This window comes from Petrotoga miotherma DSM 10691 (genome assembly GCF_002895605.1).
In the GTDB taxonomy this organism is placed as follows: Bacteria; Thermotogota; Thermotogae; order Petrotogales; family Petrotogaceae; genus Petrotoga; species Petrotoga miotherma.
Map to the genome: position 1 here is coordinate 1 of NZ_AZRM01000006.1, position 14,689 is coordinate 14,689.

Below are 14,689 nucleotides of genomic sequence, written 5' to 3' on the forward strand. Positions count from 1 at the left end.
AATCAGTTTTAGCGCCCCTTCGCCCCGCTCCCCACCCATAAGGATTAAGAAGTCTTTACTCCTCCAACCTTCTTCTCATCCATAGAAATTGAGAAAGTCTTTGCCGATGCAGATCACCTTAAACTAATAACTTATTTTCTACCTTTGAATTGTGTTATAATTTTTTCTATAATTTCAGGGTTAACTATTTGTTCGGGAATTTCACCTTTCATCAACTTTTCTATGTCTTCAACCATTTTTTCATCCATTTTCCTTAACGAATACTTTCCATATCCTCCTATATGAGGCAATATATACACATTAGGGTATTTCAATAATGGATTATTTGGGCTTATTGGTTCTTCTTCTAATACATCAAACCCTGCAGCAGAAACTTTCTTTGATTCTAAAGCCTCTATAAAATCATTCTGGTTTATCAATTCTCCTCTTGCCGTATTAACTATTACAACCCCGTTTTTCATTAAGTCGAAAGCTCTTTTGTTTATGAAATGATAGTTTCCTTCATTTAAAGAAGCGTTCAGGCTTATTACATCGGATGTTCTTAAAAGTTCTTCAAAACTTACAGGTGTTACCCCAGTTTTTTCTATAACCTTGTCAGCTATATAAGGGTCATACGCTATTACTTTTGAGCCGAATCCCTCTTTTACTATCTCAGCCACACGGCTTCCAATGTTTCCATAACCAATTATTCCTACCGTCAATTTTGATAGTTCATCACCAACAAAATTTTTTCTATCTTGCCATTTATTTTCTTCAACCGCCTTATTCGCAGGAATAATTTGTCTCAGACATATGAGAATCAATGCAATAGCAAGTTCTGCAACGGAATCTCTTTCGTGGATACCAAGAACCCTTGTAACCATAACGCCATTTTCCGTGGCAGCTTTTATATCCACATTGTTGTATCCAATACCGTGGCGAGCGATTAGTTTTACATCTTTATTGTATTGAAAAAATTCTGAAGTAAAATTTGGTGTGACGCTTGCTATAACAAACTTAAAACCTTTCAATTTGGCTGCTAACTCTTTCGCCGGTATTTTAGGGTCCACCGTTATTCTTTCAACGATACCTATCTTCTTTAATCTTTGCATTAAATCAGGAAAATATATACCAAAAGTGCTGGAATTTACTATTGCGATGTTAGTATTGTCTTCCGACACCTCTTTACCCCCTTTTTTTATATATTATGTATATCTTGCCATTCTGTGTGGAATATTCCCTCTTTGTCCCTTCTTTCGTATGTATGAGCCCCAAAATAATCTCTCTGTGCCTGAATCAAATTCGCGGGCAGCTCTTTTGAACTTAATCCATCAAAATAATCAAGAGCCGAACTTAGAGCAGAAATAGGTATACCCGCTTTTTTGATCTGGGAAACTACCTCTCTCAACTTTGGAATTTTCTCCTTAAAATCACTTTTGAATTCGTCAGAAATTATCAAATTTACTAAATTGGGATCATTTTTAAATGTTCTTTGGATTGGTTTTAAAAATGCGGATCTAATTATACACCCATCTTCCCAAATTCTTGCAACTTCTGATAAATCTAAATTATACGTATATTCTTTGGATGCAACTTGCAATAACTTCATACCTTCTGCGTAAGCAATTATCGTTGAAATATACAAAGCATCCCTTAGGGAATTTATAAAGCTTTCGTCTAAATTCATTTCGATGGGGGTTTCATATATCTCTCCAATCCTCATCCTTTCATCTTTTATTGAGGATAAGGTTCTTGCATTTAAGGCAGCGTTTATGGTGGGTATGGAAATATTCAAGTCTAAAGAGTCTTGAACACTCCATTTCCCTGTACCCTTCTGCTTTGCGCTATCTAGAATAATGTCAACAATTGGTTGACCAGTTTCTTCGTCTTTCCACTCTAAAATCTTATAAGTAATTTCCATCAAATAAGATTTGTGTTCTTCGTTCCATTCTTTAAATACTTCACTCATATCCAGAGGAGTCATTTTAAGCACTTTCCTCATAATATCGTATGTTTCTGCTATCAATTCCATGATGGCGTACTCTATCCCGTTGTGAACCATTTTTACATAATGACCACTTGATTTGGGACCAAGGTAAGTAACACATGGACCATCTTCTGTTTGAGCAGCAGTAGCTTCGAGTATATTTTTTACCTCTTCATATGCGGATTCATCTCCCCCAGGCATGATGGATGGACCGTGTAATGCGCCGTATTCCCCTCCACTTATACCGGTTCCTAAAAATCTTATTCCTTTTTTATGTAATTCTTCGTATCTCCTGTCTGTATCTTTATAAAAAGAATTTCCTCCGTCTATGATTATATCTTCCTCATTCAAATAAGGTAAAAGTTCCTCGATCACATCATCAACCGGTTTCCCTGCTTTAACCATTAGAATAATCTTTCTCGGTGTTTTTAATGAATTAACAAGTTCTTCGATGGAGTAAGTCCCTTTAATATTTTTATTTTTTGCTCTTTCTTCAACAAATCTTTTAGTTTTTTCACTTGTTCTATTGTAAACGGATACCTTAAAACCCTTTGATTCCATGTTTAAAGCAAGATTCTGCCCCATCACCGCCATCCCTATAACCGCTATATCGCTTTTTTGTTGATCCATTATATCAACTCCTTCTATTTTTTATTAAATTGACTTTCAGTTATACAATTGAGTTTTATAGTTTTTATAAACAAATATATATATTATACTTATACACCACTATAAGCGGCGAAACCTCCATCTATTGGAACAACAACACCGTTAACAAACTCAGAACTATCACTTATCAACCACATCACTGTAGAAATTAGATCTTTAGGTTCTCCAAATCTTCCCATAGGTGTATGATCCAATATTTGATTTCCCCTTTGAGTTAAACTCCCGTCTTCATTGGTCAACAAGAATCGATTCTGATTAGTTAAGAGAAATCCTGGGGCTATTGCATTGACCCTTATTTTTTTCGAGTAGTTGTGGTTCATATGAACCGCTAACCATTGTGTAAAATTACTTACAGCTGCTTTAGCTGCAGAATAAGCAGGGATGTTTGTCAAGGGCCTAAATGCGTTCATCGATGAGATATTTATTATCTCTCCATAACCTTTTTCTGCAAAATATTCTCCAAACACTTGACTTGCCAAAAATGTTCCCAAGAAGTTCAAGTTAAAAACCCACTGTACTGCATCTTCTGGGAGTTCAAAAAAAGATTTATCTTTACTTGTTGTTGCTTCAGGTTTATTGCCACCTGCCCCATTTATCAGTATATCTATTTTACCAAATGTTTTGAGAATTTCATCTTTCGCTCTTACTAAATCATTTTTTTGCAAGACGTTAGTTTTAATCGTTATGTGTTCAACACCTTTCTCTGTTAATTCATTGCTTAACATAGCCATAGCTTTTTCCGATAGATCAAGTACAGCAATCTTCCCACCTGCTTCTCCCAAGGACCTAGCCATTTCAGAGCATAAAACACCGGCTCCACCCGTTATCGCTATTACTTTACCTTCCACGTTAAAATAATCTTCGACTTTACTCACCTTGATCATCTCCTTTTATGAATTCTTATTTATATTATACAATTAATTCGTTCTAAAATGAAATTAATTATTTATACAATAACCGCTTATAATTCTGCTTAATCGACTCAAGTTACTTTTAATCGTTGATAATTCAAAGAAATAATGTTGCAGCCATGGAAGACCATCCTTGGTTGAGTGATCCTCGAGCATAGATTGGGCTATAGTATTCTACAGGGTTTATCCATCTTTTTTCCAAAGAGTATTCCCACCATCTAGTTAAAGGATATTTATAATCCATACCTTCTCTCTTCTTAACCAGGGCATATATAGAGGACAAATAAGGCCAATCACTTCCGTTGTGGTACCTGTACGGAAACACACTTTTACTGAAAAGGTGCTTTTTTGATTTGAAAAATGGCCAAACAGACATAACCCCCCAATCTTCAAACTTTTGCTTTTTGTTATTCTTTGTTTCAAGCATTCTCTCCATAGCGTTTAAAGTTTTTCTTTTTTTATCTTCATCTACTATATTAAAAAGCAAAGCCAATATCGTATCTATATTCAAGTGATCTTCCAAATAGTCTCCAATAAAATCATTAAAATAACCTTTTCCCTCGTTCCACATCTTTTTGTTGAAATTGTGTTTCATTTTTTGATATTTTTCTCTTGTATTTTCAGCAATCTTTTTATCACCAATTAAATCATATATTAAAGAAGCTTCCTCGAAGGCTTTTATCTGAATCGCCAAATCGTATGTAACAGCTCCATTTCTGTACACATTATCCGCCCAATCGTTTGAATCAAAAGGCTTTTCAAATAATAAATCATTATCAGTATCTAAACTAATATACCTTTTAAGAATATTACCAATCTTATCCAATACAGTGCCATCTGGAAATCGTTCTTTTAAAATACTCAAGTCTCCTGTATTATTAATATAATCAGACAAAAGTATTATGTAATATCCTCCAGAGTCATGATGGTTTGACCACCAATCTTTTTCGTATTTATAAAATTCTTTTGCCTTTTCAGGTAACATAATTTTTTTGCTTCTAATAAAAGCCAATTCTTCTTCACCTAATTTCATAACTCCGCTTGGGCAGCTACCATCTTCGTGAACACCTTCGGACAAAAATAAAATTTGGTTTTTAGCAAAATTTGGATCCACTTTCATTATTGGCTGGATAGTCCAAAAACTATCTCTAAAATATGTCCTATTCGGGAAAGAATAATTAACCCCTGCTGCTAAAGCTAGGTTCCCATCATAATCTTTTATAGAGGAAAAAGCAGTGTGCATTGTAAATAAGAACTCTGATTTTTCTAACTCACTTAAGTCTTTGTTTTGTGTTAAACTGTTTAGATACCGAAGATATTCTGTGTTCTTTTCTTCTAAATTTTTTTCTTCTTTCCCAATAATAATCTCTATTTCGTTATTCTCATCAGCTCTCAACACGAAGGCTACTTTTTCACCTTTTATTAGATCTTTTATCTCACCCTTTTTAATGATAATTTTAAAGTCATCAGCAAATGTCAAACACTTATTTTCTACTTCCTGTTGGTAACTTATAGGAATTTCTATCTTATCAAAAAAAGGTAATTTGAATTCTTTTTTAAAAACAGGTGTGAATGAGAACACTAAATTTTTTACATTTTTAAATTTAATAAGGAAAGAATAAGCAGATGGATCGCTCATAACAGTCATTTTTGTTAAGCCATTATTAGCTGACATACCATCAGGCCAAAATCTCGCCCTTTGATTTGGGTAAAAGTTGAATCTTATTTTTGAGATTACCGTTCCATACTTGTTGGAAAAAACAGAAAAAGGCATACAATTTTTCAACAACATCGTGGAAGATCTGTTACTTATTATGTACTCTTTCGGAAATATTTGAAAATAAGTTAAACTTCCATCTTCTTCAATCTTATAATACATATAAACCCCCTAAACTCTTTTTATTGTAGATTGAAATTTCTTTAAATCAATATTTATTAAATATGATCTATCATCGTTTTCAATTAAGTAACTTATGTCGTTGTTATCCAATTTTACAAAATTGAAGTTCTGAATCTTGTTAAAAGTTCTTCTAAAGTTTATCATATTCTTGATATGTTCGTATATTGGTAAATCCCACCTTTTTTCATCCCAGACAAATGTTCTTCTACAATCCGGATCTTTACCCCCAAACATTCCAATTTCATCACCATAATATATAATCGGGTTCCCTGGAAAAGTAAATGCAAGGGTGAATGCAATTTTAACTTTTGCATCACTTTTCAGGACTCCCCTAATTCTGCTGGTATCATGGCTTCCCAACATATTCCAACATCGATTAAATTTGCTATTCGTTTTATACTTAAGTTTTTCAGCGAAATCAATAGGATTTATTTTTCTTTTGAGTAATTTTATCACTTCGTTTCTAAAAATATAATCCATAACGCCATGAAAAGGATAATCTCCGAGTATTTCTGATGGATTATTCCAATACTCTCCTATTAATATAATATTAGGGTTAATATTCTTTGCCACACCGACTATTTCATTCCAGAAAACTGGTCCTATATGCCATGGCATGTCAAATCTCCAACCGTCTATTCCTTTTAGAGTCCAATAGCTCACTACTTGCTTCAAATAATCAATTACTTCCTCATTATTATGATTCAGTCTAGGAAGGTAATATATTCCAGAGTTTTCATAATTAGGTTTAGGAAGTCTTTTTACAGGGTATCCATGGAAAAAGTACCATTGCCAATACGGTGATTCTCCATCTTTTTTTTCAGCTTCTTTAAAAGCCCAAAATTGATCACCTGTATGAAGGAAAACTCCATCAAGGATTAATCTAATATTTTGCTCGTGTAAACTTTGTAGTAACTCATCAAAATCATTCATATTTCCGAAATTTGGATCAATTTCCAAATAATTTTCAGTATCATATTTGTGAGGTCTTTTAGCCTTAAAAATCGGTGTTAAATATAAGCAGTTTATACCAAGTTCTTTCAAATAGGGTATTTTCTCTTTGATTCCTCTCAAATTTCCTCCAAAATGACTGTTTCTATTAGGTAAGTCTTCCCATTTTTTGTATTTTTTTGCATAGGTTCCAACCCTAAAAAAACGATCAGGAAAAATTTCATATAGAATTAAATCGCTATCTTTCACAGTTCATCACTCCTTTAATCCAGAGGTGGATATTCCCTCAATGAAATACTTTTGTGCTATTAGAAAAACTATTAAAGATGGTAAGATAGCAAAAATAGTCGCTGCTGATAAAAGTTCCCATCTTATTCCATATCTACCTTGAAAATACGACAACCCTACTTGAATAGTTCTCATTTTCTCGGAATCAGTAACAATCAAAGGCCATAAAAAATCATTCCATGAAAATAAAAAAGAAAATAAAATATTCGTTACTATTACAGGTTTTGATATTGGTAATATTATTTGAAAAAATATTCTGAACAATCCCGCTCCCTCTATCCTTGCAGCTTCTTCTAAACTGGATGGGATAGAAAGGAAAAATTGTCTAAAAAGAAATATTGCAAAAACACTAACCGCACGAGGGACGATAAGAGCCCTGTAAGTATCATACCATCCCAAATTTTTTATTATCAAAAAATTTGGGATTATTTTAACAGGCTCAGGTATCATCATTGTTATTAGAAAAATTATGAATAACGCATCCCTAAATTTAAATTTTAATCTAGCAAATGCATAACCTGCCATTGCTGAAAATAGAGTTTGAAAGAAAACAATTCCACTAGACATTATCGTACTATTCAAGATATATCTAGCAAAGGGGACTGATTGCCATGCTTCAATGTAATTTTTAAGATAAAAATTTGTAGGAATTAATAAGGGTGCTGAAAATATTTTCCCTGGAGGTTTCAAAGAAGTTGTTACCAGCCACATGAAAGGCATTACACTGATAAAAGCTCCTAATATAAGAAAAAAATATTGAATTATTTTTTTGACACTTAAATTTTTCTTAATCAACTTTCCTACCTCCTCCCGTATATTTCCACTGTGCCATAGATAATACAAATAGAATAATAAACATCAACACAGAAACTACAGAAGCATAACCTAAATTGAAATACTTAAATGCATGTCTATATAGTAAAAATCCAAGAACATCGGTAGCTCCTATGGGCCCGCCATACGTCATAGTATACACTAAATCAAAAACCTGAAACGACTCAATTAAACCTGTTATAATCAAGAAAAGTGATGTGGGAGTTAGCAAAGGAAATTTAATGTATCTAAATATCTGCCATTCATTAGCTCCATCCATTTGTGCCGCCTCTAAATAACTTTTTGAGATATCTTGTAAAGCTGCTAAATAAATTACCATACAAAATCCTGTCCTTTTCCAAACTCCAACAGTAGACACTGAGAAAAGAGCCCAAGAAGGATCGTTTAACCATAGAGGACCGACAATATTAAAATATCCAAGCAAATTATTTATCACTCCATTATATGGATCAAACAAATATTTCCAGGTGACTCCTGAGGCTACGCTTGGGGTAATGACGGGGATAAAATAAATTAATCTGAATATAGATTTCCCTTTTAAATCCTTATTTAAAGTTAGGGCAATTAGAACTCCCAAAAGCATCGAAGCAAAAGTTACAAATACTGAATATATGAGGGTAACTACTATTGAATTTCTTAACTCAGGGTCTTTTAATGCAGAAATATAGTTGTCGAAAGCGATGAATTCTTTAGTTGGGCTAAAACCATTCCACTCGAAGAAAGTTAAAACAAATGAGTAAAAAGCTGGAAATATATTGAAAATTAGGATGATTACAATAGAAGGTATGAGAAATATATTTAGAGCTAGTTTTTCTTTTTCTAAAAAATGGTGGGTCAGAGACCCACCTACTTTTGAAACCATCCAATCACTCCTTACTCAATAGAAGGTCAACTTGCTTTGCTGCTTGATCAAGAGCTTGTTGGGGTGTACTCTTTTTATAAATTGCACTTAGTATAGCGCTTGATACTATATCAGAGACTTGTGAATACTCCTTTATTGGAGGTCTAGCGTGGGCATACTGTTGAACTTCGATAAATGGTAGTAGGAGCATATTTGTATTTTTTATATAAGCGTTGTAATTTTCACTTTCCGCAACAGACTTTTTGACTGGTATGAAACCTGTTGCTTTATCCCAATCAATCTGGATTTCAGTACTTGTAAACCATTTGATAAATTCCCATGATGCCTCAACTTTTGCTTTGGGCCCTTCAAAAATAAATATCTGTTCACCACCCATATTGGTTGCCGGTTTTCCATCTTCTGGATATGGGAAAATAGCGCTTCCCAACTCAAAATCTACTTGCATGGGGAAAAATTGAGTCATCCAGGACCCATCCATAACCATCGCAGCTTCACCTCTGCCAAATAAACCCCAAGGAGCTATAGGAGAAGTTTTGTATTTATTTGTTAAATCTACCCAAAACTGGAGTGCTTTTACTCCTGACTCTGAATTAAAAGCTGATTTTCTATAATTCGAAATAGGATCAAGAAACTCTCCACCTGCTTGCCATAAAAATATTTGCCATTGCCACGTTGTCCCTTCTCCTCCATCTAAAAAAAGTTCGTAACCAAATTTACCTGTTTTTTCTTTTATTATCTCGCTAAATTCTATTAATTCTTCCCATGTTTTTGGTGGTGTTTCTGGATCCAACCCTGCTTCCTTAAATAAATTTTTGTTCCAGAACAATCCAAGATTACTTGAACTCACTGGAATGCTGTATAAACTCTCTCCACGTCTTCCATAAACTAAGGTGCTTTCATAAAAATCATTTAGGTCATAATTATCTTTCTCAACAAAAGGCATGAGATCAACAACTTTACCAGTATCCAAAATCAAAGGAACTCCAATAATATCTGAAATGGCAAAATCTGGTGTTTGCCCCGAAAGAATAGAAGTCTGAATCTTAATTAACAAATCCGATCCAGGTATAAATACAGGCTGAACTTCTATTTCAGGATGCTCAGAATTAAATTTTTCCACCAATGTTTCAAGCTTTTTGCCATTTTCACCATCCCAATAATGCCAAAAAACTAACTCAGTTTTACCGAACATAAAAACACTGACAAACACTATTACCATCCACAAAAATATTTTTTTCATTTTTCTTTTCCTCCTTAAAATTTTTTCATCCTTTTAATGAGTAATACCAAACTACGCAGAAGTTCTTCTAACCACTATTGGGTCAAACTTTATAGATTTCCTGCTAGATACCGAATATTTTGAATAAATCCTGTCTAAAAGAATGTTGGTTGCTAAGTCACTCATCTCTTCAATTGGTTGTTTTATAGTGGTTAATCCAATATCTTCGGTCCACGGTTGTCCATCTACACCTACTATGAATACATCTTTCCCGACCTCCATACCTAAATTTTTTGCTGCTAAAATGATTCCATAACCAAACAAATCAGTTGTTGCAAAAAAACCTACTGGAAATTTCTGAACTTTTTTTAGTACAGATAAAGCCTCATTTAAAGCATAATGTAGATTTAATTCACTGTGAAAAATATTTTTTTTCGAAAAATGGATACTGTTTTGATTTAAAATATTCTCAAAACCTTTAACCCTTCTTTCAAACACACCGGAAGTAAAAATGTTTTCAGGCTCAATAAAGGTGAAAACTAGTATGTTATCGGTTTTTTCAATAAGTATTTTTGCAGCGATTTTACCTATCTCATAATTGTCAATGTATACGCAATCATAATATTCTGATTCCATATCCAATAAAATAACCGGCTTATCGGTTGGGACTTTCCCCTCTTTAAATAATTTATTCACAGGCAATGAGGACATTAATATACCATCCGAATGATAAAGAATAGAACTTTTCTCTAAAAATTTTTTTAATCTATATTCAGACAACAGAGGAAATATTGAACTTTCATAACCTTTTCTAAGAAGTGTTTTGTCAACAGAATTAATTAATCTATCATAAAAGTCCGTACGAATCATAGGTACTATTATGGATATTGATTTAGTTTTACCAGAAACTAAACCTCTGGCATAAGTGTTTGGGACATAACCTAGTTCTTCAATAGCTTTCGACACTTTCTGTAAATTTTCTTTGGTAACATTTTTTTCACCGTTTATTATTCTTGAAACGGTTCCAACTGATACTTTAGCTTTTTTAGCCACATCTTTTATTGTTATTCTTGACATAATCTCCTCCTTATTGAAACGTTTCAACAATTATTTTTATTATACCTTTTATAATCAACAAAGTCAAATCTAATTATTTGAAGTTAATGAGAATTAAGAGTGATTATACTCAATTAAAACCAATTAAGAACAAAATCCTTTTATTTTCATATATATTCATCAAAAGTTAGTATAAAAGGATAAAATACTTCTACGGCTTTGTTTCTTCCCTCTAAAACATCGGCTGCTATATATTTGTTCATCAAAGGTATGGGCTGTAAGACTTCCGTTTGAGATTCGTATAATCTTAAAACCTTGATTTTATCTTCCAAAAAATCAGTAATATCTACAAGGAATTTAGATTGAGGAATCTTTGTGATATCAGAAATGAACATAAGAACGTTGGAACAATTGTAGGGTTCATTTTCTAAATCATCTCTTTTCGTTCTAGCTAAAAATAAGGCAGCTATAGTACTTTCTCCAATTGCCTTATGATCGGGGTGCTTATCTTCGAAATAATGTGTGAAAAGGATTTTGGGCCTATACTTACGTATAAGATTTGCTATTAATGCGGCTAAATTATCAATTTCATCTAAATATCCGTCTTTCATTCCTATCATTTCAAAATAATCAAGTTTCAAAGATTTTGCAGCACGTTCTGCCTCCGATTTTCTTACGTTGACATCGTTGTTCTTCCCTGCGGAGCCATCGGTTAAGATTATTCCCCCACAACTCTTCCCTTCGTTTTTCAATCGAAGTATTGTTCCTCCTGCAAAAGCCTCATAATCATCAGGGTGAGCCCCTATGAAAAGTGCATCCACCATATTTTCTCCTCCCCTTTTTTCTTATTTTAGAGATCCCATTGTTATACCTTTTACAAAATACCTTTGAAAGGCTAAAAATACAACCATTACAGGAATCATAGAAATATTTGGTGCGGATACCGCTGAATTCATCCATAGAAAACACCCCCAAAGGAGTTCAAGGAAGCACCATTCTCCTTTCTTTTCACTTAATACATGACATGTTAGATCATAATTAATTGTCATTGAAATAGGGTAATGGTTAGATAGTAATTATGTCTTTGAACTTGATTTGCTTTTTGTTAGTTGAATGTTGTATAATTTATCCACGAGGACAGGCTTCCGCTTCTTAAGGATGTTTATTTCCTTGAACCCCCTTCGGGGTGTTTCCTTTCTCAATTTTACCATGTTTAAACTTTCGTATGTTTTCTTTAGTTGAGATTTAGTTTTTTCGCTAACAGTATTGCTTTCAAGCAAACGCTGGTATGGTGTCTTAAGTTTATCATATTCTTTTTTTTTACTGTTTTACCCTTGTCGTTCTTTACTTTGTTTTTTAGTTTAAAGTTGGGTATGAAGAAGTTATAGCGTTATCATTTTTCTTGTAAGGCCTACTTCTTGAAAGATTAACTTTGTTATCCCCTTTTACCTTTTCAAAAAGTACTTTAAGTATAGTTTTATCGTTATCCTACCTTTTCAAGGGCATGTCTTCCAAAGTTTGCTGAAATTGGTACCTTTTGATATATGAATGCATTACCTTTATGCTTCTTTGTAGATACCTTAGGAAATCTACTTATCATTCTTTTCAATGTACCTAAGGATACCTTCTTTGCTTCTTCTGTCTTTGAAAGTTCATACAATGAAAATCTGTTATTCTTTTTCAATTCCTCGATGTATACTTCCAACATGGAGCTGAAGTTTTTCAGCACAAACACATCCAGATAATCCCCAACATTTCCACAAAATTATTTCATGAATAGGTTCATACTTCTTCTTTGGTCCTCTTTTCTTTTTTGAATTCTTTTGAGTGTCTCTTTCTTGAAACAGATATCTCTTCTTATACCTTTCAAATCTTTTTACAGCTGTAGCTCTTTTTACTTTTGTTAACTCACAATACTTTGAAATAATCTCTGACTTCTCTTTTTTACTTGATTTCAAATATTTTTCTGCCAAACCCTGAATCCCCTTCGAGGCGTTTTCTGGTTAGTTCCATATCGAATGCCTCCATTTTTCCCTTGTCTCCTTTCAAAAAGAGTCGAGGATATGATATCATTTGTTTGCAGCATTGTGCAAACGAAGATCTTTTAAAAGAAGAGATTTTTGTTTTTGGGGAGTTTGAGGGGGTTTACCACCTCAAAGACTCGAATTATGATCTAACCAATCTTTTTCACAGACATCTAATATTATCTAATGCGAATAATTACATTCCTAGCAAAAACATGTTATAATGCTATTGGAATGAGGTGATATTACGTATCGTACCCAAAAGAATCAACTAAGAAATTTAAACAAACAAGAATATATTGCCCTTAAAGAATTATGTAAGCTGTCTAAAAACCTGTATAACTCAACCTTATATGCTATTCGCCAATATTACTTTATAGAGAAAAAGTATTTACGCTACGAATCAGCCTACCATATCTGTAAAGAGAACGAAAACTATCAACTTCTTAATACAGACATTGCACAACAAACCATGAAAGTAGTCGACCGCAACTTTAAATCTTTCTTTGCACTTATTTCTAAGGCTAAAGAGGGCAATTACAAGTTTTCAGACATTCGGCTTCCGCATTATCTTCCAAAAGATGGATACTTTATGCTGATTATCCCGCGTTTCAAGGTTAAGGACGGTTATTTTACCGTGCCTATGTCCATTGCCTTCAAGAAGGAATTTGGAGAAGTTAAACTTCCATTTCCTGAAAGGCTAAATAAAAAGCAAGTAAAAGAAATCCGTATCTTCCCTAAGTACAACTCTAAATTCTTTGATATTGAATTTGTATACGTTCAGGAAGAAGAAAACCTTAACCTTAATACAGGTAACGCTCTTGCTATAGATTTTGGGCTTGACAACCTCGCAACTTGTGTTACAAACACTGGGGCGTCCTTTATCGTGGACGGTAAACGATTAAAATCAATTAACCAGTGGTATAACAAAGAAAACGCAAGGTTGCAGTCTATCAAGGACAAGCAAGGGATTAAGGGTATAACCAATCGCCAATATATCAATACCAAGAAACGTAATCACCGTCTTAACTATTATATGAACAAAACTGCAAGAATTATCGTTAACTACTGCATCGAAAACGATATTGGCAATATTGCCTTAGGCTATAACCTTGACTGGAAGCGTAATATCAACCTTGGTAAGAGCAATAACCAAAAGTTTGTCCAAATATCACATGGTAATTTGCGCCTTAAAATCAAGTCCCTTTGCGAGCGTTACGGGATTAACTACATTGAGCAGGAAGAAAGTTATACTTCAAAGGCTGACTTTTTCGCCAACGATGATATTCCTGTTTACAATGCCGATAATCCGCAGGCATACAGCTTTAGCGGAAAACGCGTATCCAGGGGGCAATATAAAACTTGTCAAGGCACAATTATCAATGCTGATTGCAACGGTGCATTAAACATACTTCGCAAAAGTAACCTGATGGACTTAACCGTCCTACAGGCTAGAGGCTGTTTAAACCAGCCCCAAAGAATAAGGGTTTTAAGCCAATCTTCTTTGAAATCCCCTTGTCCTTATTTGCCGTGAGACTGCTTTCAGGTATGGGGAAGTTTAAAGAGAGTGTTGTCATTGCCAAAAGAGATCCCCATTGTACGGTATGCTCATCTGAGAATAATGCCAATCCAAGCTGAAGGGTCATATATTTTGGTGAGCTAACAACTAACAAAGGCCAAATATAATCGTTCCATCTCCAAGTAAACGATAACACAGCTAAGGCAGCTATTACAGGTTGAGATAAAGGTATTATGATCCTCCAAAATATTTTTAGTTCGCTTGCTCCATCGATTTTAGCACTTTTTATCACTTCTGTTGGATACGCCTATGAACACATCTGCACCAAAAAGAGCATCTGAGAGATGCCCAATTATATTTTCTTGATTCGTTATCTTTGATAATTCTTTGTGATATTCATGCAAACAGCTTTCTGGAACATTTTTATTCAATACACCATTCTTGTCAACTAAAACAAGATTTATGTCCCCAAAATCCATCAAAAACTTGG

Annotated in this window: 14 protein-coding genes and 1 pseudogene; 1 reads left to right on the forward strand and 14 read right to left on the reverse strand. The window is 33.8% G+C overall.

What is annotated here, in order from left to right; translation table 11 throughout:
* Window positions 1–131 precede the first annotated feature (131 nt).
* The 12 genes from X928_RS00780 to X928_RS00835 all read right to left on the reverse strand — a co-directional run bounded on the left by X928_RS00780 (window position 132) and on the right by X928_RS00835 (window position 12,629).
* Window positions 132–1,160: a D-isomer specific 2-hydroxyacid dehydrogenase family protein gene (locus tag X928_RS00780; protein ID WP_103078066.1), complete on the reverse strand. Its 1,029-nt coding sequence runs from the start codon at window positions 1,158–1,160 to the stop codon at window positions 132–134.
* 17 nt (window positions 1,161–1,177) lie between these two features.
* Window positions 1,178–2,596, reverse strand: coding sequence for an NADP-dependent phosphogluconate dehydrogenase (gene gndA, locus X928_RS00785; protein WP_103078067.1), 1,419 nt, complete (start codon window positions 2,594–2,596; stop codon window positions 1,178–1,180).
* A gap of 89 nt (window positions 2,597–2,685) precedes the next feature.
* Entirely contained in the window at window positions 2,686–3,510 is an 825-nt protein-coding gene (locus X928_RS00790) for an SDR family oxidoreductase (protein WP_103078068.1), read from the reverse strand.
* Between the two features lie 133 nt (window positions 3,511–3,643).
* Window positions 3,644–5,425, reverse strand: a complete 1,782-nt coding sequence (locus tag X928_RS00795) for an amylo-alpha-1,6-glucosidase (protein ID WP_103078069.1) — start codon at window positions 5,423–5,425, stop codon at window positions 3,644–3,646.
* 9 nt (window positions 5,426–5,434) lie between these two features.
* A complete protein-coding gene (locus X928_RS00800) occupies window positions 5,435–6,646 on the reverse strand; it encodes a glycoside hydrolase family 13 protein (RefSeq protein WP_103078070.1) in 1,212 nt (403 codons plus the stop codon).
* Window positions 6,647–6,652: 6 nt separating this feature from the next.
* Entirely contained in the window at window positions 6,653–7,480 is an 828-nt protein-coding gene (locus tag X928_RS00805; RefSeq protein ID WP_211286413.1) for a carbohydrate ABC transporter permease, read from the reverse strand.
* Complete coding sequence (locus tag X928_RS00810; protein ID WP_211286414.1) at window positions 7,473–8,381, reverse strand: carbohydrate ABC transporter permease; 909 nt, start codon at window positions 8,379–8,381, stop codon at window positions 7,473–7,475. Before X928_RS00810 ends, X928_RS00805 begins: the two co-directional genes overlap by 8 nt.
* 4 nt (window positions 8,382–8,385) lie before the next feature.
* Window positions 8,386–9,621 (reverse strand): ABC transporter substrate-binding protein, encoded by a 1,236-nt coding sequence (locus X928_RS00815; protein ID WP_103078071.1) that lies wholly within the window; start codon window positions 9,619–9,621, stop codon window positions 8,386–8,388.
* A 51-nt stretch (window positions 9,622–9,672) separates the two neighbouring features.
* On the reverse strand, window positions 9,673–10,677 hold the full coding sequence (locus tag X928_RS00820; RefSeq protein ID WP_103078072.1) for a LacI family DNA-binding transcriptional regulator: 1,005 nt from the start codon (window positions 10,675–10,677) through the stop codon (window positions 9,673–9,675).
* 146 nt (window positions 10,678–10,823) lie between these two features.
* Entirely contained in the window at window positions 10,824–11,480 is a 657-nt protein-coding gene (locus tag X928_RS00825) for a PIG-L deacetylase family protein (RefSeq protein WP_103078073.1), read from the reverse strand.
* Window positions 11,481–12,139: 659 nt separating this feature from the next.
* A complete protein-coding gene (locus tag X928_RS00830; protein WP_103078074.1) occupies window positions 12,140–12,340 on the reverse strand; it encodes a hypothetical protein in 201 nt (66 codons plus the stop codon).
* A complete protein-coding gene (locus tag X928_RS00835; protein ID WP_103078075.1) occupies window positions 12,327–12,629 on the reverse strand; it encodes a hypothetical protein in 303 nt (100 codons plus the stop codon). The genes X928_RS00830 and X928_RS00835 overlap by 14 nt, the downstream gene beginning before the upstream one ends.
* A 295-nt stretch (window positions 12,630–12,924) precedes the next feature.
* On the opposite strand from X928_RS00835, the gene X928_RS00840 reads away from it, so the two are divergent.
* On the forward strand, window positions 12,925–14,214 hold the full coding sequence (locus X928_RS00840) for an RNA-guided endonuclease InsQ/TnpB family protein (RefSeq protein WP_103078076.1): 1,290 nt from the start codon (window positions 12,925–12,927) through the stop codon (window positions 14,212–14,214).
* On the opposite strand, the gene X928_RS00845 is transcribed toward X928_RS00840, so the two are convergent.
* Both X928_RS00845 and X928_RS00850 read right to left on the reverse strand, forming a co-directional pair.
* Window positions 14,132–14,491, reverse strand: a complete 360-nt coding sequence (locus tag X928_RS00845) for an ABC transporter permease subunit (RefSeq protein ID WP_103078077.1) — start codon at window positions 14,489–14,491, stop codon at window positions 14,132–14,134. The genes X928_RS00840 and X928_RS00845 overlap by 83 nt on opposite strands.
* Window positions 14,475–14,689: pseudogene (locus X928_RS00850) on the reverse strand (NAD-dependent malic enzyme); the annotation flags it as partial. The gene X928_RS00845 and the pseudogene X928_RS00850, both read right to left, overlap by 17 nt.

Excerpts from the sequence above, each read along its gene's own strand:
- gndA (WP_103078067.1), bottom strand. The coding sequence starts at position 2,596 with ATGGATCAACAAAAAAGCGATATAGCGGTTATAGGGATGGCGGTGATG.
- X928_RS00795 (WP_103078069.1), bottom strand. The coding sequence starts at position 5,425 with ATGTATTATAAGATTGAAGAAGATGGAAGTTTAACTTATTTTCAAATA.
- X928_RS00810 (WP_211286414.1), bottom strand. The coding sequence starts at position 8,381 with ATGGTTTCAAAAGTAGGTGGGTCTCTGACCCACCATTTTTTAGAAAAA.
- X928_RS00815 (WP_103078071.1), bottom strand. The coding sequence starts at position 9,621 with ATGAAAAAAATATTTTTGTGGATGGTAATAGTGTTTGTCAGTGTTTTT.
- X928_RS00820 (WP_103078072.1), bottom strand. The coding sequence starts at position 10,677 with ATGTCAAGAATAACAATAAAAGATGTGGCTAAAAAAGCTAAAGTATCA.
- X928_RS00825 (WP_103078073.1), bottom strand. The coding sequence starts at position 11,480 with ATGGTGGATGCACTTTTCATAGGGGCTCACCCTGATGATTATGAGGCT.